Below are 21,468 nucleotides of genomic sequence, written 5' to 3'. Positions count from 1 at the left end.
ATTGAAAACAAAAAAATTGAAATTTTCCCTCAACTTCCTTTTATGAAAAGTAAGTTCGTTGAATCTGAAAATGTTCATCAGAAAAGGAAGGAAAAAATTATTGAATTGACAATAAATGAAGAAGACTTTATAGAAACAGCAACTGAAATAAAATATAAAACCTTATTCTTAGATAAATTTCCAATAAAATACAGAAATTTTTCTCAAAGCACACAAGCTCTTAATATAAATAACGTAGGCTTTGCAGAGGTGGATTTCGGTTTTACAAAAATTTACAATATGCAAATTAGAATAGTCGAATATCCTAAATTCAAAATGATTGAACTTAAAAAAAGAGATTTTAAATTATCCTTGGGTGTAAATGCTGAAGGAACTCTTTTATTGCGTTCAAATGACTTATTTGAATATGAAATATCAGATAATATTAAAAATAATAGATTGAGAAATATCTTAGAGTTTTTTGTCAATCTATTTTCAGGTTGCACTATTAAGTTTCATTTCTCTAATATAGTATGTGATTTAGATTTTGTAAATCATATAGAAGCCTTTAAATTTAACAATATTTTAGAAATTTTAAATTCCTATGAAACTTTAGTCAACACTTATTCTCTAAATAGAAACAAAGATTTAACAAGTTCTAAGATTTCTTTTTATGCTCTTTCTCTTTTAAATACTGAGCTTCACAATGATTTTATTGATACTTGGATAAATTTAAAAATTAAGAAACCTATTGACTTAGAAGCTGGAGATAAATTAATTTTAAATAGACTACATAAATTTAATTTAAAAAATCTTTCTTTCGACATACTTGAAAAAATATATTTAAGAAGTCCTCTTACAGAAAGAGAACTCTTAAATAACAAAATAGATTTAAATAAAAAAACTGTAAAAATTACTCTTGAAAAAGTAAAAAAGTAACAAAGGAGCTATACTGATGTTTAATAACTTAGACAAAAAAATGTTCTTTAAAGAATTTTCAATTGATGAAGAATACTTTAATTCAACAGGTTTAGATTGGGATGAACTTGTTAAAATATATAACGACTACACTAAGCTTATAAGTTTATTGGAAAAAGAGGCTGGTCACATAGTATCAAAACTAATTGATATCCCTTCTGTACACTCAGTAAGAAGGAGGGTTAAAAAACCTACCCATCTAATTGAAAAAATAATTAGAAAGGGCAAAAAATATAAAGATAAAGATATTTCTGTTAAAAATTATAAAGAGATTGTTACTGACTTGATAGGAGTAAGAGTCTTACATCTTTTTAAAGATGATTGGCGTAGCATACATAATGAAATCGTGAATTTATGGAATTTACATGAAATACCTCAGATAAATGTCAGAAGAGGAGACTATAATATAGAAGAATTTGAAGAATCTATAAAAGATTTAAACTGTGAGGTTATTGTCAGGGAACATGGTTATAGATCTGTTCACTACCTAATTGAAATAAATATCACTAAATCTACAAATATTTTAGTTGAAATACAAGTTAGAACAGTTTTTGAAGAAGCATGGAGTGAAATTGATCACATCATGAGGTATCCATATGATATTGATAATCCAATTATTACTGAATATCTAGCTATATTTAATCGTATTGTCGGTTCTGCTGATGAAATGGGAACTTTTTTGAAAAAAGTAAAAAAAGATTTCTCACTGAATAAAGAGATTCCTGATTTGGAAAGAGAACTTGATATGAAATTCAAATAAGACATAAAAAATTTATTTTTTTCATATAAAAATAGGGTCTTGCACTGTGAATATCCTCAATCTTAAATACAAGAAAGCGGATGCTGTGCGAGCTACCCTATTTTTTAATTATTTATTTAATTCTTAAACGATTTGCAAAAAGTTTCTTCAAAACTTTTAAGTCCTTTTCAGAATAAGCTTTTTTAATTCCATTTTCTATACTTTCTCTTATTTTTTCAAGATTTTCATAAAAATTTCTATACTCTTGTTCCGCTTCTTGGATATCTAAACCCTTAAATCTGATTCTATTTCCAGGTGACATTTGAGCTAACTTAGGCAAATCTGCTTTTATAACTGTAGCAATTTTGGTATAGCCTCCTGTTGTTTGTCTATCAGCAAGTAATATAATAGGTTTTCCATTTCCAGGAACTTGAATGGAACCAAATACCGTTGCATCTGAAATTATATCTGCACCATCTTTATGTTCTATAAGTTCTCCTTCCAATCTCATACCCATTCTATCTGCATCTTTAGTTATTGTATATTCTGAATTTAAAAAAGTTTTTATTCCCTTTGTTTTAAAATGTTTATCCTGTGGACCTAATACAACTCTAATTTCTTCAAAATCTAAATAAGTAGGAATATACATTGGAAGCAAAGTATTTTTTTTAATGATTTTAGGATTTTTAATTCTTATCTCATCTCCAATTTTTAACTGTCTTCCCTCAAAACCACCTAATTTTGATTTTAAAAGTGTAGACTTACTTTTATTAACAAGAGCTACATCTATTTCTCCTGCAAATGTAAGATAGGCTCTTGCCCCAGATTTTGTTGAACTAAAAGAGAGTATATCTCCTTTTTTTATGTTTATACTCTTCCACATTGGTACTTCTTCACCATTTACTTTTGGATTTAAATTTGCTCCAGTGATAGCTATACTTATATCAAAACCAAAATCTAACGTTGGTCCAAGATATTGAATTTCTAAAGCTGCGTTATTATCTTCAGCTTCCACCAAGTAATTACCTACTCTAAATGCAAATTCATCCATAACTCCTGAAACTGGAATGCCATATTGTTGATATCCTATTCTTCCAAGATCTTGAATTGTAGTACAAAGACCTGGTTTAATGACTTTTATACTAGACATTCAACTCACCTCTTTTCACTTTTCGGATATTTATCTTATATACTCCCTCTTCAACCTCTGCTTGAATTTTTTCATATTCTTCCTCATCTATAGCTATATATCTCACATAATCCCCAGAACTTATAAAAACTGGATTTTCACTTTCAACATTATATAATTTTAAAGGAGTTCTACCTATAATTCTCCATCCTCCTGGTGAAAGCGAGGGATAAATTCCTGTCTGTTTACCAGCTATGCCAACAGATCCAGGAAGTATTTGTAGTCTAGGACTCTCTAATCTGGGGGTAGCTATTCTCTCGCTCATACCACCAAGATAGGTAAAGCCTGGCATAAAACCTAACATATATACTAAATAATCTGTAGAAGTATGTATTTTTATAACTTCTTCCTTTGTTAAACCATTATATTCTGCCACATAACTTAAATCTGGACCGTATTCATCACTGTATAATGTTGGAATTTCTATTAATTTAACCTCATCTTCTTCTTCAGATTTAGTAATATTTTTTAAGAGTTTTTTTATTTTCTTCTCTAATTCTTTATAAGTTATTTTGCATGGATTATAATTTATAAGCATGGAACAATAAGTTGGAATTATTTCCATAAGTCCATCTATGTTTTGTTCTTCTAAATCTAGCATTAATCTCTTAATATTCCTATTTATTTCAGGGGAGATTTCTGCTCCAAATTCAATTACAAAGGAACAGTCACCAGCTGCTAAAAATTTTGTTGAAGTCATAAATTCCTCCTAACTATTAAATAGAGTTAATAAGCCCTTAAGTGAAGTAAATCCTATATAAGCTGTAAAAATTACCACTGCCCATCCTAGAAAAAATAATATTTGTGAATGTTTATATTCATTTACTATAGTTTTTTTCTTACTAGCTATAAGTGCTATAGCTAGAGTTATAGGAAGTATTAAGCCATTTAATGAACCTGCTAAAACCAATAATTTAGCTGGTCTTCCTAAAACTATTAAAATCAAAGTAGAAGATACTATAAATAAAATTATAAAAATATTCTCATATTTTTCTACAATCTTAAATAAAGTTTTTAAAAATGATACACTAGTATAGGCTGCTCCCACTATTGAAGTCAAAGCTGCGGCTAAAAAGACTAAACCGAATATCTTATAACCTACTGTACCAGCTGCTATTTTAAAAGCATCTGCTGCTGGATTTGCAGGATCTAAGTTATAACCCAAAGCTACCACTCCCAACACTGCCAAAAATAAAAATATTCTTACTATAGTAGCTACTCCTATACCTAAAATTGCTGACTTATTCACCTGAGCTAAATTTTCTTCTCCAACTATTCCAGCATCAATTAATCTATGTCCACCAGAGAATATTATATAACCTCCAACTGTTCCACCAATAAGAGTTATTATAGCTATGAAATTTATACTTGATGGTATAAACACTTCTTTTGCGGCAGTTCCAACTGGTGGATTAGTCACAAAAGCTACATAACCTATAAGAAGTATCATCATGGCTCCAAGTATCTGCGTCATTTTATCCATAAGCCTTGAACCATTTTTAGAAATAAATATTATAAGACCTATAATTCCACCTATTGTTGCTCCTAACTTTAAATCAAAACCAAAGAGTACTTGTAAACCTAAAGCAGCTCCTCCTACATTTCCAATATTAAATGCCAAGCCTCCTAAGCAAACTAAAAATGTTATAAAATAACCTAAGCCAGGGAAGACATCATTTGCTAAATCTTGACCTCTTTTTTTAGAAACCGCTAAAACTCGCCATACATTTAACTGTGCAATAAAAGACATTATAACAGAAATAGCTATTACAAAGGCAAAGGTTGCTCCCATATCTTTTGTAAATTTTGCTGTTTGAGTCATAAAACCAGGCCCTATTGCAGAAGTTGCCATTAAAAATGCCGCACCTAAAAGAACTGAAATATTTTTATTTTTCATCTTAGCACTCTCCTATTTTATAAATTTATTTAAAGATTTTACTTCAACTCCACTTTCGAATAAAGATTTTCTTATTCTTTCCACAAATTCAATAGCTTTTGGATTGTCACCATGAACGCAGATAGAATCAGCTTCTATATCTATTTCTTCTCCATTTACCGCTGTTACCTTCTTAGTCTTTACCATTTTTATTACTCTTTCAATAGCTTCGTCTGGGTCTTTTATAAAAGCCCCAGGTAACTTTCTATTAACCAAGGTGCCATCTGAATTATAACCTCTATCTGCAAAAACCTCCTCTGCTACTTTTAAACCTCTTCTTTTTGCTTCTTTTGCCATATAACTTCCACTCAATATCATGACTATTATTTCTCTGTTAAACTGTTCTATGCCATCTAAAACAGCAGATGCTAGCTTAGGGTCTACTGCAGCTGAATTATAGAAGCCTCCATGTAATTTCATATGCTGTATCTTCAATCCATTTACCTTAGCAAAAGCTTCCAGAGCACCTAATTGATATAACATATATGCTCTTGCCTCCTCTGCTGTTATATCCATTTTTCTTCTACCAAATCCCAATAAATCAGGATATCCAGGATGAGCTCCTATCTCCACAGAATTTTCTTTTGCATATTTAATTGTTCTATCCATGATAAGAGGATCTCCTGCATGCCAGCCACAAGCTATATTAACACTGGTTACACACTTCATTATCTCTTCATCAAGTCCCATTTTATAGCTACCAAATCCTTCTCCAATGTCACTGTTTAAATCTACATAATACTTCATAGTGCCCTCCTTTATTAAAGCTTTATATTACTTATTATATTTATTATTTTTTATCTAGTCAATAAAATAATATTATTGTTCTAATTTATACTTTTATATTTATATTCAATTCGTTATGTATATAAAATATTTTAATTAAATTTTTAAAAATTAATTTTTCTTACTAATTATTTTTAAATAACTTTTTCCTATAAACTTTAAATGAATTTGACAGGCAAAAAAATATATGATATCCTTATCTATGTGCATCCATAGCTCAACTGGATAGAGCGTCTGACTACGGATCAGAAGGTTGTGGGTTCGACCCCTGCTGGGTGCGCCATAAATTTCTATAAGTTTTTAAACTTATTACATACAAATTACATACTTTTTTGATTAAAAATAAAAAACTAGAAATTATAATAAATTTCTAGTTTTTTATTTTATTTAGAGTAAGAATTTTTTAGTTCTATCTTAGCCTGACTTTCTTTTAATTTTTTCTCTAAAATAAAAGATTTCTCTGAACCTTTTTCTATTAAATTTTTAATTTTTTCTATTTGCGCTTCTTCTTTTTCTATATTTATACTAGTAACTGCTATAAGTTCATCAGCTATAACAGTAGCTTCATTATTGGAAATTTCTAAAAAACCTCCAGATACAAAGTAAGCATCCCTTTTAGTCTTATCCTTATATTCTATTTCCATTTGTCCCATTGCAAGCTCTGCAACCAATGGAGCATGGTTTGCTAAAATCCCTAAATCTCCTTCTGTTGTTCTTACTCTTAAATAATCGGCTTCTCTTTCAATAACTTTCTTTGTATGAGTAACAACCTTAACTTTAAAATTTGGCATAATTACCTCCTTATTTAGCTAAATCTTTTGCTTTAGCCACTGCCTCTTCTATTGTTCCGACATATAAAAAGGCCTGTTCTGGTATTTCGTCATGCTTCCCTTCTAAAATTTCTCTAAAACCTCTTATAGTATCTTTAACAGGAACATATTTTCCATCCATTCCCGTAAACTGCTCTGCAACAGAGAAAGGTTGTGAGAAAAATCTCTCAATTTTTCTTGCTCTTGCAACTGTTAACTTATCTTCATCAGATAATTCATCCATTCCAAGTATAGCTATAATATCTTGAAGTTCCTTATATCTTTGTAAAACTTCTTGAACTTTTCTTGCAACCTCATAGTGCTCCTTTCCAACAACATCCTCAGATAAAGCTTTAGATGTAGAATCTAAAGGATCAACAGCTGGATAAATCCCCAATGATGCTATATTTCTTGATAAAACTGTTGTTGCATCCAGATGTGAAAAAGTTGTTGCTGGTGCTGGGTCAGTTAAGTCATCCGCTGGAACATAAACTGCTTGAACTGAAGTTATGGAACCTGATTTAGTTGATGTTATTCTCTCTTGTAAAGTTCCCATTTCAGTTGCTAAGTTAGGTTGATAACCAACTGCTGATGGTATTCTTCCAAGAAGAGCTGAAACTTCTGAACCAGCTTGAGTAAATCTAAATATATTATCTATAAATAGAAGTACATCTTGCCCATCTTTATCTCTAAAATTTTCAGCAATAGTTAATCCTGTTAATGCAACTCTAAGCCTTGCTCCAGGTGGTTCATTCATTTGTCCATATACAAGTGAAGTTTTAGATAAAACTCCTGATTCTGTCATTTCATTATATAAATCTCTTCCTTCTCTTGTTCTCTCTCCAACTCCAGCAAAAACTGAAATTCCTCCATGTCCTTTTGCTATATTATTTATAAGTTCCATTATAAGAACTGTTTTTCCAACTCCCGCTCCTCCAAAAAGTCCTATTTTTCCTCCCTTAATATATGGAGCAAGTAAATCTATTACTTTTATTCCTGTTTCAAATATCTCTGTTTCTGTATGTAAATCTTCGAACTTAGGTGCTTCTCTATGTATGGGCAAATAATTTTCAGCCTTTACAGCTTCTCCATTATCCACTGGCTCCCCTAAAACATTTAGTATTCTTCCTAATACTTCCTTACCAACTGGAACAGTTATGGGGCTTCCTGTATCTATAACCTCCATACCTCTTCTAAGTCCTTCAGTAGAATCCATAGCTACAGTTCTCACAACATTATTTCCTAAATGTTGTTCAACCTCTAAAACTAATTCCCTCTCTCCAACTTTTACTTTTAAAGCATTATATATTTCAGGCAATTCATCTTTAAAAGCTACGTCCACAACAGCAGATATAATTTGCGTTATAGTTCCTTTATTCACTTAATATTGCCTCCTTATTCTTATGATTAGACTTTCAATCTTTTTTAAAGATGTCAAACTTATAAAACTATTTTATAATATTTTAAATTTATGCTTATTAAAGAGCAGATGCTCCTCCAACTATCTCAGTTATTTCCTGAGTTATAGCTGATTGTCTATTTCTATTATATTTTAAATTCAATGTTCTTAACATTTCATCTGCATTCTCTGTAGCATTATTCATTGCATTTTTTCTAGCTGAATGTTCACTCGCAGCATTATTCAATATAGCTTGATAAATTTGAACATTCAAAAATCTTGGTAAAAGAGAAGATAAAATATATTCTTTACTTGGTTCAAATATATACTCTTCATTTTTTTGCCCTTCTATCTTTTTTATAGGAATAATTCTTTCGCTTATTAAATCATATCTTAAAGCTGAAATAAACTTATTATAGATTAAATAAACTTCATCATATTCACTCATCTCATATCTCTTTACTACTTCAGAAGATATTTCTTTAGAAATTTCTCCCATCTCTTCAGGATTTATTTTTATATATGAATTTTTCACCTCATATTTTCTTTTAGTAGAGTAATCTTTTCCTTTTCTTCCTAAAGTTATAATGGATATTTTTTTATCACTATTGGCTTTTCTAAGTTTTTCTAATTCTTTTAAAGTTGCCGAACTAAAACTTCCACATAGACCTCTATCTGCTGTTATAACTATAACTGCTATATTTTTAACTATTTCTTTCCCATCAAACAGAGGATGTCTATCATATTTCAAAGCACTTGAAATATTTGCCAATATCTTTTTCATACTCTCTTCATAAGGTCTTGACTCTGCAACAAGTTTAGAAAACTTTTTAAATTTTGTTGTAGATACAATTTCCATTGCCTTAGTAATTTGACGAGTTGACTGAATACTCTTTATTCTATTTTTTATTTCTTTAGTTCCAGCCATAACCTACTCCTTAATTAAATGTTTTTTTGAAATTTACTATAGCTTCTTTAAGTGCTTTTTCTAAATCCTTGTCTAAAGCTTTTTTATCAGCTATTTGTTTTAATATATTCGTTGTACCTTTTAAATATTCAAGTAATTCTTTTTCAAATCTTTTAACATTTTCAACTTCTATACTTTCTAAGTATCCATGTATAGCTGCATAGAAAGAAACTACTTGTTCTTCAACTTTATAAGGATTGTATTGAGGCTGCTTTAAAATCTCCATTATTCTATGACCTCTTTCCAATTGAGCAAGCGTTGCCTTATCTAAATCTGAACCAAATTGCGAAAAAGTTAAAAGTTCTGAATATTGAGCAAGTTCCAATTTTACTTTAGATGCTACTTGTTTCATAGCTTTTATTTGTGCTGCTCCTCCAACTCTTGATACTGATATACCTGCATTTATAGCTGGTCTAAATCCTGAGTTAAAAAGTTGAGATTCTAAAAATATCTGTCCATCTGTTATAGATATTACATTTGTAGGTATATATGCTGATACATCTCCTGCCTGAGTTTCTATTATAGGTAAAGCTGTAATTGAGCCTCCTCCTAATTCATCTGAAAGTTTAGCCGCTCTCTCTAATAACCTTGAATGTAAATAAAACACATCCCCTGGATAAGCCTCTCTACCAGGTGGTCTTCTAAGTAATAAAGACATCTCTCTATAAGCTACAGCATGTTTAGATAGATCATCGTAAACTATAAGCACATGCTCTCCCTTATCCATAAAATATTCTCCAATAGATACTCCTGAATATGGTGCCATATATTGAAGTGGAGCTGATTCAGAAGCTGTTGCTGCAACTATAATAGTATATTCCATACAACCTAAATCTTCCAATTTTTTATAGATTTGAGCTACTGTAGATCTCTTTTGCCCTATAGCTACATAGATACATTTTACTCCTGTTCCTTTTTGATTAATTATTGCATCTACTGCTATAGCTGTTTTACCTGTCTGCCTGTCACCTATTATAAGTTCTCTTTGCCCTCTACCAATCGGTACCATTCCATCAATTGACTTAATTCCTGTTTGTAAAGGTTCAAAGACTGGCTGTCTTGATATAATTCCCGATGCCTTTCTTTCTATAGGCATATATTTTTCAAATTCAATTTCTCCTTTTCCATCTATTGGTTCTCCAAGTGAGTTTATAACTCTACCTAGCATTTTATCCCCTGCTGGAACTGATACAACTCTTCCTGTTGCTTTTACTTCATCTCCTTCTTTAATAAGAGAAGCATTCCCAAGTATAACTGCTCCAACATTATTTTCTTCTAAGTTTAGGGCCATTCCCATAACATTATGAGGAAATTCTAAAAGTTCTCCTGACATTACATCGCTCAATCCATATATTCTTGCGATACCATCTCCAACTTCAAGAACAGACCCAGAAGTTTTTATCTCTAAACTCTTTTTGTAATTTTCTATTTCTTTCTTTATTATAGAACTTACCTCTTCAGGTCTAATTTTCAAGTTATTGCACCTCCTAATTTAAGATTTAGTACTCTTCCAGTTTTCCAAATCTTTACGTATAGATCCATCTATAACCTTGTCACCTATTTTTAAAATTCCACCACCTAGTATATTTTTATCCACAACAACTTCTAAATTAATTTCTTTTCCTGTTTTTTGTGAAAGTTTTGTAATAAGCTTTTCTCTTTGCTCAGCACTCAATTCTCTTGTAAATATAGCTTTTACATCCAATATTTTATTTTTCTTATAGTGTATTTTTAAAAATTCTGCAACTATCTCTCTTATAGCTTCTATCCTATTTTTTTTCATAATATAAAATAAGATTTCTAAATTTTTATCTTTGACATTATTAAAAATTTCTTTTAAAGTTATTACCTTTTCTTCAAATGATATAAGAGGACTTGTTATAAAGTTTTTAAAGTCATTATCTCTTTTATAAAGCTCCATAACCATATTTAATAATTCATATATCTCTTTTATTTGATTTCTTTCCTCAGAAATCTCATAAATTGCCTCAGCATATCTTTTTCCAACTTGGATATCTATCATTTATCCTCGCCTACCTCTGCTATGAATTCATCAATAAGTGAAGTTTCTTGAACATTGTCAATTTTTTCTTTTATTATTTTTTCAGCTAGGTCAGCAGCTAGTTTTTTGACTTCATCATTTAATGCTTCCTTAGCATCATCTTTCATTTTAGCTACTTCTGCTTCTGTTGTTCTTATTATTTTCTCTCTGTTTGTTTTTGCTTCTTGAATTATTAAATCTCCTTCTTCAAAGGCCTTTCTTTCAGCTTTTTTTATTATTTCTAAAGCCTCTTTTTTAGAGCTATTCATTGCAAGTTCTGCATTTTTAAATAATTCCTCTGCATTCTTCTTATTTTTTTTAGCTTCTTCCATATCCCTTTCTATTTTTTCTTTTCTTTCTGCTATTATTCTCGCTATAGGTTTTCTAAAATATTTATTTATTATAAAAAGTAAAATAAAAAAGTTTATTATTTGCCAAAAAAAAGTTGTATCTATTGAAATTACTGGCATAGTATTAGACAATATTTTACCTCCTTTCTCAAAGTGATATAAAATATTTTATTATCCCACTAATAAATTTAATAATGGATTTGCATATAACAATATTAAAGCTATAACCAGAGAGTAGATTCCTGTTGATTCAGATACAGCTTGTCCTAATATCATTGTAGAGATTATATTTCCTCTCGCTTCAGGCTGCCTTGCAACTGCTTCAACTGCTTTTCCAGCTGCATATCCTTCACCTATTCCTGGTCCTAAACCTGCTATCATTGCTAATCCTGCACCTACTGCTGAACATCCTAAAACTATAGTTTTTGCTGTTAACATATCCATATTTTATTCCTCCTAATTCTATTCTCAATTTATTTTTAAACCAAGTTCATTTTTATATAAAATTAACCATTATACTCCGCATCTCCCAATGCACCTTGTACATAAACCATTGATAAAGTTACAAAAACAAAACTTTGTACTGCTCCTGCAAATAAATCAAAATACAAATGTAATGGTGCAGGTATTCCCCAGGGAACAGCCATATATAAAAGTCCCATTATTACAGTTCCTGCAAACATATTTCCGAACAAACGCATGGATATATTTAAAGGTTTTGCCATTTCACCAACTATATTCATGGGTAACATTACTATAGTAGGAGAGGTAAATCCTTTTAAATACCCTCCTATACCATTATATTTTATTGCAGTTGATACAAATAAACATGTTGTTAAAAAGGCTAAACATACTGTTGTATTTAAATCTGCTGTCGGAGATCTAAATGCAGGGTAGATTCTTATCATTCCATTTTGCATTGATGCCCAAGGAATTGGGAAAAATGATATTATATTAGAAACAAAAATAAATAAAAATAAAGTTGAAAAATAAGCAAAATATTTATTTTTCCATATTCCTAAAATCTGAGCTATCATAGTTTCTAAAAACTCATACATGGTTTCAAGAAAAATTTGAAATTTTCCAGGATTGATTTTTAAATTTTTAGTTCCTAACTTAAAAAGAATAAAGAAACCTGCAATTATAACCCAAGTTGTTACAATAGTTGAACTAATGGGCAGACCAAATATGTGTAAAATTATATCTGGGCCTGATACTAATGGCGCTTTTGTAAATTCTATTGGTCCAAATATCACTGCTTTCCTCCTTTCTATATATTCTCTTACAATTTTACTTTTTAAATTTTTTCAATTTTTCTTCCAACAAAATTAAATATATGTTAAGTCTTACACTTAAAAGTCCAATTATTGCCGACAAAAAATATTTAAAATCTAAAAAATGTAAAATTAATCCCAAGTATATTAAATAAAGAACATATCTTTTTAAATAACCCAAAATAGCTATTTTTCTTGCAAGCTTATGATCTTTACAATAAGCTATGCTCTTCACATCCATACTCAGTATATATAAACTCAATATTGAGATTATACTTCCACTCAACAAACCTACTAAAATATGTGTACTTTTAGTAAGTAAGCCTACAATTAAAAATATTAAACTAGTTAAAAACATTCTTTTAAAGAGCTTTTTTATTTCATCCATAATCTTATCACCACTATTTTTTCCCCATAATAGTTTTATATATACTATAAAAAGCATTTGCTATTCCTAAAAATAGAAACAATATGAAAACTATTAGGCTCTGAAAGAAATATTTTTCAAAAAATTTATAAAGATATATACTTATAAATATATTTATAAAAATTGTAAAACCTATATTTCCTAGTAATGTAAGATATCTTATTGCATCACTATTAAAAAAATTATTTAGTTTCATTTTAAGCTAGCTCTTTTTCTATAACACTAGCTATATCCTCTGCCAATTTTTTTACCAAAGACTTTTCTTCTCCTTCAGTCATTACTCTTATAAGAGGTTCTGTTCCTGATTTCCTAACTAGTATCTTTACATTCCCCTTATACTTTTCTTCTATTTCAGAAATAAACTTAACTATATTTTCATTTTTATTCCAAGTATCTTTCTTTTTATTATCGACTCTAACATTTATAAGAAATTGAGGCCAATCTTTTATCTCTTTTATCAATTGATCTAAAGTACTTTTTAAGTCTCTAATAGCCTCAACAAGTTTTAGTGATGATAAAACACCATCTCCAGTCGTAGCATAATCAGTTAAAATTATATGCCCTGATTGCTCTCCTCCAATTACAGCATCCTCTTCTATCATCATCTCTAAAACATTTCTATCTCCAACATTAGCTCTTAGCAAATCTATCTTGTTAGAATTTAAAAACTTTTCAAAGCCCATATTGCTCATAACAGTAGTCACAACTTTATTATTTCTCAATAAATTTTTCTTTTTTAATTCCAAACTTAAAATAGCTATTATTTTATCACCATCTATAATATTTCCAAATTTATCAACAGCTATTAATCTATCTGCATCCCCATCATAAGCAAGACCTAGATCTGCTTCATAACCAACTACGACCTTTGAAAGAATTTCAGGATGAGTTGAACCACATTTAACATTTATATTACGTCCATTAGGAGCATCATTTATAACAACAAGTTCTGCCCCAAGTTCAAGAAATACATCTTTTGCAACTCTATATGCAGAACCATTTGCTGTATCTAATACTATTTTAATCCCTTTAAAATTTCCTTTTACTGTCTTTATTAAATAATCTCTGTATAGAAAATAGTCATCTTCTGCATACTTAAATTTTCCAACTTTATCTCCAGCTATAGGCTCTGCTATAAGTTCATCTACCATATCCATATAGTTTTCAATTAAATCTTCTATATCATCTGAAAATTTATATCCATCTGAATTAAAAAGTTTTAATCCGTTATCTTTTGCAGGATTATGAGATGCTGAAATCATAATTCCTGCAGCTGCATTTTTAGCCTTGGTTATATATGCCACTGCTGGTGTTGGAATAACCCCAATAAAATCTACATAGATTCCCATTGAATTTAACCCTGCAGTTAGTGCAGATCTTAACATATACCCTGATATTCTAGTGTCACTTCCCATTATAACTTTTATCTTTTCATCAGAGTGACGATTATTTTTCAGATAATATCCCAATGCATAGCCCAATCTCAATGCAATATCAACTGTAAGTTCCTTATTTGCTTCTCCTCTGATTCCATCAGTTCCAAAATATTTTTTCATGCCAATCTCCTTTCTCTATAGAAAAGCCTTATTCAATAAATTTTTTCAATTTTCTTAAATTTAGTTTTTCTGCAATTACACCTGTTATTAAACCAGTCACAAGCCCTAAAAACAGAAATATTCCTATAAAAATTACTATAGATTTACTATTTAAAGACATATTTCTAAAAAGTAAAAAGTAAACTACTAGTAATTGTAAAAGATTATGTAAAAATGCTGAAGCACAACTTATACTCAAAAGTGACAAGTATTTTCTAAATTTGTATAAAAATATCATAAAAAATGTGCTCACTGTTCCTGCGCTTATGCTGATTATAAAACCTGGAGTAAAAAGTGTTCCTAACATCAAAGCTTGAATGAAAACTCTTAAAATTATAGCTTTAATAGCCATTTTAGAATTAAATTTTTCAAGAGCAATTAATATAGCTACATTTGATAGACCTATTTTCATCCAAGGAAAAGGTTTGGGTATTAAGTTTTCAATAAGTGATAAATAAAGCCCTAATAAAACTAAAACTATGAGATAAATATCTTCTCGGTTTTTATCCTTTATCATACTTTCCCTTTCATAAGAATTTTCTATACTCTCAAATCTGAATCTATTCCCAATAAATCTTTATATTTTTCAAGTATAGGTTCTATTTGATCTTTTACAAACTTTTCTGTCTGCTCTACTGCAAAACCAATAAAGTTCTTAGGATTTAATAAATTTAAAAGTTTATCTTTGTCTAATTTAAAATAGTCGTCTTCAATTATTCTATCTATTAAGTCATTATCTTTTCCCTCTACCTTAACTTGTTTTGATGCTTCAATAGAGTGTTGCCTTATTCTTTCATGTAACTCTTGTCTATCTCCACCAGCTTTTACACACTCCATTATTATATATTCAGTTGTCATAAATGGAAGTTCAGCCATAATATGCTTATTAATTATTTTTTCATATACCACCAAACCTTCCATTATATTATTCCAAATAATAAGTATTGCATCTACAGCCAGAAAAGCTTGTGGTAATGCAAGTCTTTTGTTTGCAGAATCATCAAGAGTTCTTTCAAACCATTGAGTAGAAGCTGTCATAGCTGTACTTTGTTGTAAGGAAATAACAAATTTTGCAAGTGAAGATATTCTTTCACTTCTCATCGGATTTCTTTTATATGCCATAGCCGATGAACCTATTTGATTCTTTTCAAATGGTTCTTCAATTTCTTTTAAATGTTGTAAAAGTCTTAAATCATTTGTAAACTTATGAGCTGATTGAGCAATGTTAGCAAGAAGATTCATTATCTCAGAGTCTATCTTTCTATCATAAGTTTGACCTGTTACATCAAATTTTTTATCAAAACCCATTTTTTTTGAAACCATCTCATCAAGCTTTTCTACTTTTTCAAAATTACCATTAAATAAATCCTTAAAACTTGCTTGAGTTCCTGTTGTTCCCTTAACTCCTCTAAATCTTAAAGTTTTTTCTCTAAATTCAAGCTCTTCTAAATCTAAAACTAAAGATTGTAGCCACAGTGTCGCTCTTTTACCAACCGTTGTTAGCTGTGCTGCTTGAAAATGTGTGAAACCCAAAGTAGGTATATTTTTATTCTCTAATGCAAATTTTGCTAAGCTATTCATTATATTTATAAGCTTTACTTTTAATAGATATAAACCATCTTTTATTTGTATTAAATCTGTATTATCCCCCACATAAGCAGATGTTGCTCCTAAATGAATTATTGGCATAGCAATTGGTACCTGTGTACCAAATGTATGAACATGTGCCATTACGTCATGTCTAAACTCTTTTTCCTTTTTAGCAGCCAGTTCATAATCAATATTAAAAATATTTTTCTTCATTTCCTCTATCTGTTCATCTTTTATATCTAAACCAAGCTCTTTTTCTGCCTCTGCAAGAGCTATCCATAATTTTCTCCAAGTTGAAAACTTCTTATCAGGTGAAAAATTATACATCATTTCTTTTGAACTATATCTCTCACATAAAGGGTTTGAATAGATTTCATTATTCATTCTTAATTAACCTCCAACTTCATTATAATGGCATCTTCATTATTGTCCTTATAATAATTTTTTCTTAGTGATATTTTTTTAAAACCATTTTTTAAGTAAAATTTTATAGCCACTTCATTACTTTGTCTAACTTCTAAAAATGTATCTTTTTCCTTTATCATCTCAATTAAGCTCTGTCCTACTCCCATATTTCTATAATTTTCCAGCACAGCAATTTTTATTATTTCAAAATAATCTATATTATTCAAAACTATAATATAAGCTATTATTTCTTTATTAGAATAACAAGAAAAAATAGTATAGTTATCATAATTTTTTATAATTTCTAATAACGTACTACGTGAATAAGAGCTTTCTTTAAAAATTGATTGTTCAAGTTTCTCTAATTTTTCTAAGTCATCTTGAGTTTCAATAGAATTTTTTTTTATTTTAAATTTCATTTTAAAATACCTATTCTAGTTAAAGGCCAAAATCTTACAAGACCTCTACCCCTAATTCTTTTACTAGCTACAAAACCCCATATTCTTGAATCTGAACTGTTATAAGTGTTATCTCCTAAAGCAAGAAAATAATCATCATCTAAAATTACTTCTATTTTTTCTCCTTTAAGTAATTTTTCAATATTTTTTTTGTCGTGAATATAGTCTAGAATCATTCCTGTTTCTACATCATTTAGTAAAAATTTTAATTCTTTCATAACATAGTTTGTAAATGCACTTGCTTTATACATATCTCTTTGAACTTTATATACCGACCAATCATATTCTTTAAAAGCTTCATAGATTATAGGAAAATTTTCAGTAGGTATTATTTCTAATCTATCTCCTTTTTTAGGGACTATCCACTCTATATCTCCCAAGTCTAAATTAGAATACTCTCTAGTTTCTATGACCAAATCATTTATATAAAGTCTATTATTTTTTATAGCAACTTTTTCTCCAGGCAATCCCATAGCTCTTTTTGTGTATAAAAATTTATCTTGAATTGGTTCTTTAAACACTATTATTTCTTCTCTTTTTGGTAATCTAAATTTATAAGATACCATATCTGCAAAAAGCCTATCACCTATTTCTATTGTAGGTATCATAGAACCTGTTGGAATAACAAAATTACCTATATAAAATCTTTGAATAATTAAAACTAAACCTATTGCTACAACTATACTTTCTATAACATTTATCACTTTCTTAATTTTTTTTCTTATATTTTCATTTTTAATCTTGAAAATACCTACTAATTTATTGGAATATTTTTCTCTATAAATAGAAAATTTTTCAGCTATTTTCTTTTCTTTAATAAGTAAATAAAGAAAAAAAGAAGTTAAAATAAAATAAAATACTCCATATAAAATAATTTTACTATTCATTTTCACTCCTTCTATCATTTTTATTAATCATGTTAAATATTATAGCATACTTTAATATTTTTTTTAATTATATTTTATATAGTCCATTATAAATTTCATCAATGCTTTTATGTTTTTGTAGTTGAAATATTTTAATAAAAAATAGCTCCAAATTTTTTGGAACTATTTTAAATTTTATTTTTTATTTTTTAAATATTTATCGATTTCAACTGCTGCTTTCTTCCCAGCCTCCATAGCTAAAATAACAGTTGCAGACCCAGTAACTGCATCTCCACCTGCAAAAACTCCTTCTCTTGAAGTTTTCCCAGTAGTCTCATCCACTTCTATGCCCTTCCATTTATTTAAATTTAAATTTTCAGTTGTGTTTGCAATCAAAGGATTGGGAGAAGTTCCCAAAGACATTATAACAGTTTCAGCTTCTATATTAAATTCGCTATTAGGTATTTTAGAAAATGTTGCTCTTCCACTCTCATCTAGTTCTCCTAACTCCATTCTAATGCATTTTACCTCTTTCACCCATGCCTTTTCATCTGCTATAATTTCAACTGGATTAGTCAAAAAATTAAATTTTATTCCTTCTTCTTTTGCGTGTTCTATTTCTTCTCTTCTAGCAGGAAGCTCAGCCTCTCCTCTTCTATATACTATAGTCACATCTGCTCCTAATCTTTTAGCTGTTCTTGCTGCATCCATTGCAACATTTCCACCACCAACAACTATAACTCTTTTTCCTATTTTTATTGGTGTATCATAATCTGCTCTATTAGCTCTCATAAGATTAACCCTTGTTAAAAATTCATTGGCAGAAATTACTCCATTATAATTTTCTCCAGGAATATTCATAAACTTAGGAAGTCCTGCTCCACTTCCTATAAATACAGCAGAAAAATTTTTTTTGTTTAGTAAATCATCTATAGTAAAAGTTTTTCCTACAACAGAATTTGTTTCCACCTTTACTCCCAATTTATATAAATTTTCTATTTCCTTATTTACAATTTTTTCTTTTGGTAATCTGAACTCAGGAATACCATAAGTAAGTACACCTCCAAGCTCATGCAAAGCTTCATATATAGTTACATCATAACCTTTTTTTGCTAAATCTCCAGCCACTGTAAGTCCTGCTGGTCCACCTCCAATAACAGCTACTTTTTTCCCTTTTGCTTCTTCTTTATCTATTTCAATACCATTTTTTATTATCCAATCTCCAACATATCTTTCTAATTTCCCTATAGAAACTGGCTGTGGGTTTTTTCCTCTATTTAATATACATTTTGCTTCACATTGTGTTTCTTGCGGGCAAACTCTACCACAAATAGCTGGAAGATTAGAATACTTTGAAATTATTTTTCCTGCTCCTTTTATATCATTGAGTTTTATTTTTTGGATAAATGCAGGTATATCTATTGAAACAGGACAACCTTCCACGCAAAATGGAATTCTACAATTTAAACAACGCTCAGCTTCAACTTTAGCTTCTTCAAAATTATAGCCATAACATACTTCATCGAAATTTTTATTTCTAATTTCAGCCTTTTGTACTCTTGCTTCCACCCTTTTTTTTCTATCAAAAATTTTTTCATGATTTTGACAGAGAGGGCTATGATGTGTTTCTCCTTCTTCTATTTCTAAAATATTTCTTCCCTCTTCTGTTTTATACATATTTTGTCTTTTTAAAGCCTCGTCAAAATTAACTAAATCTCCATCAAATTCTGGTCCATCAACACAGGCAAATTTTACACTGTCCCCCATACTTATTCTACAAGCTCCACACATTCCTGTTCCATCAACCATTAAGGGATTTAAACTTACAGTATTTCTTATTCCAAATTCTTTACATTTTTTAGAAGTGAATTTCATCATTATCATAGGACCAATAATTACTGCATGATCGTAATTTTTTCCTTCTGAAATTAATTTTTCTAGCATATTCGTTACTAGACCTTTAAACCCATACGTACCATCATCTGTACAAATGTATAAATTTTCTGCTAGATCCCTTATTTCACTTTCAAAAATTAAGCTCTCTTTATTTCTGGTTCCTATTATTACATCAAAACTATACCCCTGCCTTTTCATCCATTTTACCTGAGGATATATGGGGGCTGTTCCAACACCGCCAGCTATAAAAATATACTTTTTCCCTATAAGCTCTTCTTTAGTCATCTCTACTAATTCGCTAGCTTTACCTAAGGGGCCTACAACATCTAAAAAGAAATCTCCTATTTCAAGTTTTGAAATTTTTTGAGTACTTTTTCCCACAAGTTGAAAAACTATAGCAACACTTCCTTTTTCACTGTCATAATCGCATATAGTAAGCGGTATTCTTTCAGCTTTTTCATCCACTTTTACTATTAAAAATTGTCCAGGCTTTGCAGAGTTAGCTAAGTCTTTAGCTTCAATATCCATATAGCAAATTATAGGTGTAAGCCATTTTTTTTCTATAACTTTATACATACTTTCCTCCAAAATTTTTTACTCAGTCAAAAATTTTTCATAGTTTTATTTCCAATTTAATTATTTATTTTTGTTATTATATATTAATTTTTTTTGTGAGACAATAGAAACAAAAAAAATTTTTTACTCTTCTAATAGAAAAAAATTCATCTTTTCTTAGCAATTAACAAAAAATTTAATAAAAATTTCTTGCATATTTATCAAAACAAGTATATAATCAAAGTAATAAAATTTTATAGAATATCTTAAAATATTAAAATATTTTGTAAATTAAAATATATTTTGATAGGAGTTGCTGTCTTATGAAAAATAATCTTCTTCCAGATTTTTATGGTATTTTTGAAATAAAATCTCTAACAAAAAATAGAATCAGAATGGAAATTAATAAACTAAAAAATAATACAGAAGAAATTGAAAATTTAAAGCAGAATCTTAGTAAAATTAGCTTAATAAAGAATTTTAAAATAGTTTCTTGTTTAGGCAGTTTAACTATTGATTTTGATGATAAGAGAACAGACGCTAACTTTATAATAGGAATTATTTTAAGACTTTTAAATTTAGAAAACGAAATATTTAAAAATCGAGATGGAAGTTTAAAATCTCTTTTTATAAATTTTTTAAACTTTTCCGATATAGCAATATATAATAAGACTAGAGGGCTTTTAGACTCAAGAACCTTGGCTGCTACACTTCTATTGTTATATGGCTTAAAAAAAATTCGAACTAACCCTGTTATGCCTGCTGGTGCTACTTTAATTTGGTGGGCATATAGTCTGTTTACAAAGGAAATAAAAGAAAGAAGGGAGCAATAAATGAATGTCGTAATTAAAGATGTATTAAAGAAAACTTATTTAATGTTCAATAAAGTAAAAATTATTCATAGTATTCCAGGAAGAGTAAGATTGTTTATTCCTTCTCTTGATAAAGTACCAGAAGAAATGAAAAAATATGAAGACTATGTAAGTTCTATATTAAAAATGAAACAGGGAATAAATAAAATTTCCTATTCTTATTTAACCAGCAAAATTTTAATTGAATACGACAAAAAAAAATTAACAGAAAAAGACATTGTTGACTGGTTAAATAAAATTTGGAAAATTTTAGTGGACAATGAGTATATTTATCATGGTCTTTCTATTTCTGAAATTGAAAATAATGTAAAAAAATTCTATTCAATGCTCAAAGAAAAATTAGAGAAGGGTGAATAA

The 21,468-nt window shown here is 29.1% G+C and carries 24 protein-coding genes and 1 tRNA gene; 5 read left to right on the top strand and 20 right to left on the bottom strand.

Going from position 1 to position 21,468, the window contains the following annotated elements; all coding sequences use genetic code 11:
- Together Q4A58_RS04360 and Q4A58_RS04355 are read left to right on the top strand one after the other, a co-directional pair.
- The coding region (locus Q4A58_RS04360; RefSeq protein WP_303116845.1) for a hypothetical protein at positions 1-918 on the top strand (918 nt) is incomplete at its 5' end.
- A 16-nt stretch (positions 919-934) separates the two neighbouring features.
- Positions 935-1,717, top strand: a complete 783-nt coding sequence (locus Q4A58_RS04355) for a GTP pyrophosphokinase (RefSeq protein ID WP_303116844.1) — start codon at positions 935-937, stop codon at positions 1,715-1,717.
- A 112-nt stretch (positions 1,718-1,829) separates the two neighbouring features.
- Here the strand turns inward: Q4A58_RS04355 and Q4A58_RS04350 are convergent, their stop codons facing one another.
- Genes Q4A58_RS04350 through Q4A58_RS04335 form a run of 4 tightly spaced genes read right to left on the bottom strand, consistent with a single transcriptional unit; the run spans position 1,830 to position 5,568 of the window.
- Complete coding sequence (locus Q4A58_RS04350) at positions 1,830-2,846, bottom strand: biotin-dependent carboxyltransferase family protein (protein WP_303116843.1); 1,017 nt, start codon at positions 2,844-2,846, stop codon at positions 1,830-1,832.
- Positions 2,839-3,585, bottom strand: a complete 747-nt coding sequence (gene pxpB, locus Q4A58_RS04345) for a 5-oxoprolinase subunit PxpB (protein ID WP_303116841.1) — start codon at positions 3,583-3,585, stop codon at positions 2,839-2,841. Before pxpB ends, Q4A58_RS04350 begins: the two co-directional genes overlap by 8 nt.
- A 9-nt stretch (positions 3,586-3,594) precedes the next feature.
- Positions 3,595-4,782, bottom strand: coding sequence for an NRAMP family divalent metal transporter (locus tag Q4A58_RS04340; RefSeq protein ID WP_303116839.1), 1,188 nt, complete (start codon positions 4,780-4,782; stop codon positions 3,595-3,597).
- A gap of 12 nt (positions 4,783-4,794) precedes the next feature.
- Positions 4,795-5,568: a 5-oxoprolinase subunit PxpA gene (locus tag Q4A58_RS04335; RefSeq protein WP_303116838.1), complete on the bottom strand. Its 774-nt coding sequence runs from the start codon at positions 5,566-5,568 to the stop codon at positions 4,795-4,797.
- A 245-nt stretch (positions 5,569-5,813) separates the two neighbouring features.
- Here Q4A58_RS04335 and Q4A58_RS04330 point away from each other — a divergent pair.
- Positions 5,814-5,890, top strand: a tRNA-Arg gene (locus tag Q4A58_RS04330).
- 100 nt (positions 5,891-5,990) lie between these two features.
- Here the strand turns inward: Q4A58_RS04330 and atpC are convergent.
- The 16 genes from atpC to gltA all read right to left on the bottom strand — a co-directional run bounded on the left by atpC (position 5,991) and on the right by gltA (position 20,260).
- The gene (gene atpC / locus Q4A58_RS04325) at positions 5,991-6,398 is read right to left on the bottom strand and encodes an ATP synthase F1 subunit epsilon (RefSeq protein WP_303116837.1); all 408 of its coding nucleotides are present in this window, start codon (positions 6,396-6,398) and stop codon (positions 5,991-5,993) included.
- 10 nt (positions 6,399-6,408) lie between these two features.
- Entirely contained in the window at positions 6,409-7,797 is a 1,389-nt protein-coding gene (atpD, locus tag Q4A58_RS04320) for a F0F1 ATP synthase subunit beta (RefSeq protein ID WP_303116836.1), read from the bottom strand.
- A gap of 97 nt (positions 7,798-7,894) precedes the next feature.
- Positions 7,895-8,743: an ATP synthase F1 subunit gamma gene (gene atpG / locus Q4A58_RS04315; RefSeq protein WP_303116835.1), complete on the bottom strand. Its 849-nt coding sequence runs from the start codon at positions 8,741-8,743 to the stop codon at positions 7,895-7,897.
- Positions 8,744-8,753: 10 nt separating this feature from the next.
- A complete protein-coding gene (gene atpA / locus Q4A58_RS04310) occupies positions 8,754-10,256 on the bottom strand; it encodes a F0F1 ATP synthase subunit alpha (protein ID WP_303116834.1) in 1,503 nt (500 codons plus the stop codon).
- 18 nt (positions 10,257-10,274) lie between these two features.
- The gene (atpH, locus tag Q4A58_RS04305) at positions 10,275-10,805 is read right to left on the bottom strand and encodes an ATP synthase F1 subunit delta (RefSeq protein ID WP_303116833.1); all 531 of its coding nucleotides are present in this window, start codon (positions 10,803-10,805) and stop codon (positions 10,275-10,277) included.
- Positions 10,802-11,293 (bottom strand): F0F1 ATP synthase subunit B, encoded by a 492-nt coding sequence (atpF, locus tag Q4A58_RS04300; protein ID WP_368501144.1) that lies wholly within the window; start codon positions 11,291-11,293, stop codon positions 10,802-10,804. Before atpF ends, atpH begins: the two co-directional genes overlap by 4 nt.
- Before the next feature lie 51 nt (positions 11,294-11,344).
- On the bottom strand, positions 11,345-11,617 hold the full coding sequence (gene atpE, locus Q4A58_RS04295) for an ATP synthase F0 subunit C (RefSeq protein WP_303116831.1): 273 nt from the start codon (positions 11,615-11,617) through the stop codon (positions 11,345-11,347).
- Positions 11,618-11,679: 62 nt separating this feature from the next.
- Entirely contained in the window at positions 11,680-12,429 is a 750-nt protein-coding gene (gene atpB, locus Q4A58_RS04290; RefSeq protein ID WP_303116829.1) for a F0F1 ATP synthase subunit A, read from the bottom strand.
- Between the two features lie 34 nt (positions 12,430-12,463).
- The gene (locus Q4A58_RS04285; protein WP_303116827.1) at positions 12,464-12,835 is read right to left on the bottom strand and encodes an ATP synthase subunit I; all 372 of its coding nucleotides are present in this window, start codon (positions 12,833-12,835) and stop codon (positions 12,464-12,466) included.
- A gap of 13 nt (positions 12,836-12,848) precedes the next feature.
- Positions 12,849-13,070 carry an AtpZ/AtpI family protein gene (locus Q4A58_RS04280; protein ID WP_303116825.1) on the bottom strand — a complete coding sequence of 74 codons (222 nt, stop codon included), beginning with the start codon at positions 13,068-13,070 and terminating at the stop codon, positions 12,849-12,851.
- 1 nt (position 13,071) lies between these two features.
- Positions 13,072-14,430 carry a phosphoglucosamine mutase gene (glmM, locus tag Q4A58_RS04275; RefSeq protein WP_303116824.1) on the bottom strand — a complete coding sequence of 453 codons (1,359 nt, stop codon included), beginning with the start codon at positions 14,428-14,430 and terminating at the stop codon, positions 13,072-13,074.
- Positions 14,431-14,458: 28 nt separating this feature from the next.
- Positions 14,459-14,986 (bottom strand): Gx transporter family protein, encoded by a 528-nt coding sequence (locus tag Q4A58_RS04270; RefSeq protein WP_303116823.1) that lies wholly within the window; start codon positions 14,984-14,986, stop codon positions 14,459-14,461.
- A gap of 23 nt (positions 14,987-15,009) precedes the next feature.
- Positions 15,010-16,443, bottom strand: a complete 1,434-nt coding sequence (gene purB, locus Q4A58_RS04265; protein WP_303116821.1) for an adenylosuccinate lyase — start codon at positions 16,441-16,443, stop codon at positions 15,010-15,012.
- Positions 16,444-16,445: 2 nt separating this feature from the next.
- Entirely contained in the window at positions 16,446-16,883 is a 438-nt protein-coding gene (rimI, locus tag Q4A58_RS04260) for a ribosomal protein S18-alanine N-acetyltransferase (protein WP_303116820.1), read from the bottom strand.
- Entirely contained in the window at positions 16,880-17,809 is a 930-nt protein-coding gene (lepB, locus tag Q4A58_RS04255; protein ID WP_303116819.1) for a signal peptidase I, read from the bottom strand. The genes rimI and lepB overlap by 4 nt, the downstream gene beginning before the upstream one ends.
- Before the next feature lie 174 nt (positions 17,810-17,983).
- Complete coding sequence (gene gltA, locus Q4A58_RS04250) at positions 17,984-20,260, bottom strand: NADPH-dependent glutamate synthase (protein ID WP_303116818.1); 2,277 nt, start codon at positions 20,258-20,260, stop codon at positions 17,984-17,986.
- Positions 20,261-20,562: 302 nt separating this feature from the next.
- On the opposite strand from gltA, the gene Q4A58_RS04245 reads away from it, so the two are divergent.
- Both Q4A58_RS04245 and Q4A58_RS04240 read left to right on the top strand, forming a co-directional pair.
- Positions 20,563-21,072 carry an HMA2 domain-containing protein gene (locus Q4A58_RS04245; RefSeq protein ID WP_303116817.1) on the top strand — a complete coding sequence of 170 codons (510 nt, stop codon included), beginning with the start codon at positions 20,563-20,565 and terminating at the stop codon, positions 21,070-21,072.
- Positions 21,073-21,468, top strand: coding sequence for an HMA2 domain-containing protein (locus tag Q4A58_RS04240; protein ID WP_303116815.1), 396 nt, complete (start codon positions 21,073-21,075; stop codon positions 21,466-21,468). It begins immediately after the preceding gene.

Source organism: Fusobacterium sp. (genome assembly GCF_030528405.1).
In the GTDB taxonomy this organism is placed as follows: Bacteria; Fusobacteriota; Fusobacteriia; order Fusobacteriales; family Fusobacteriaceae; genus Fusobacterium.
This window is presented reverse-complemented; position numbering and strand designations above follow the sequence as displayed.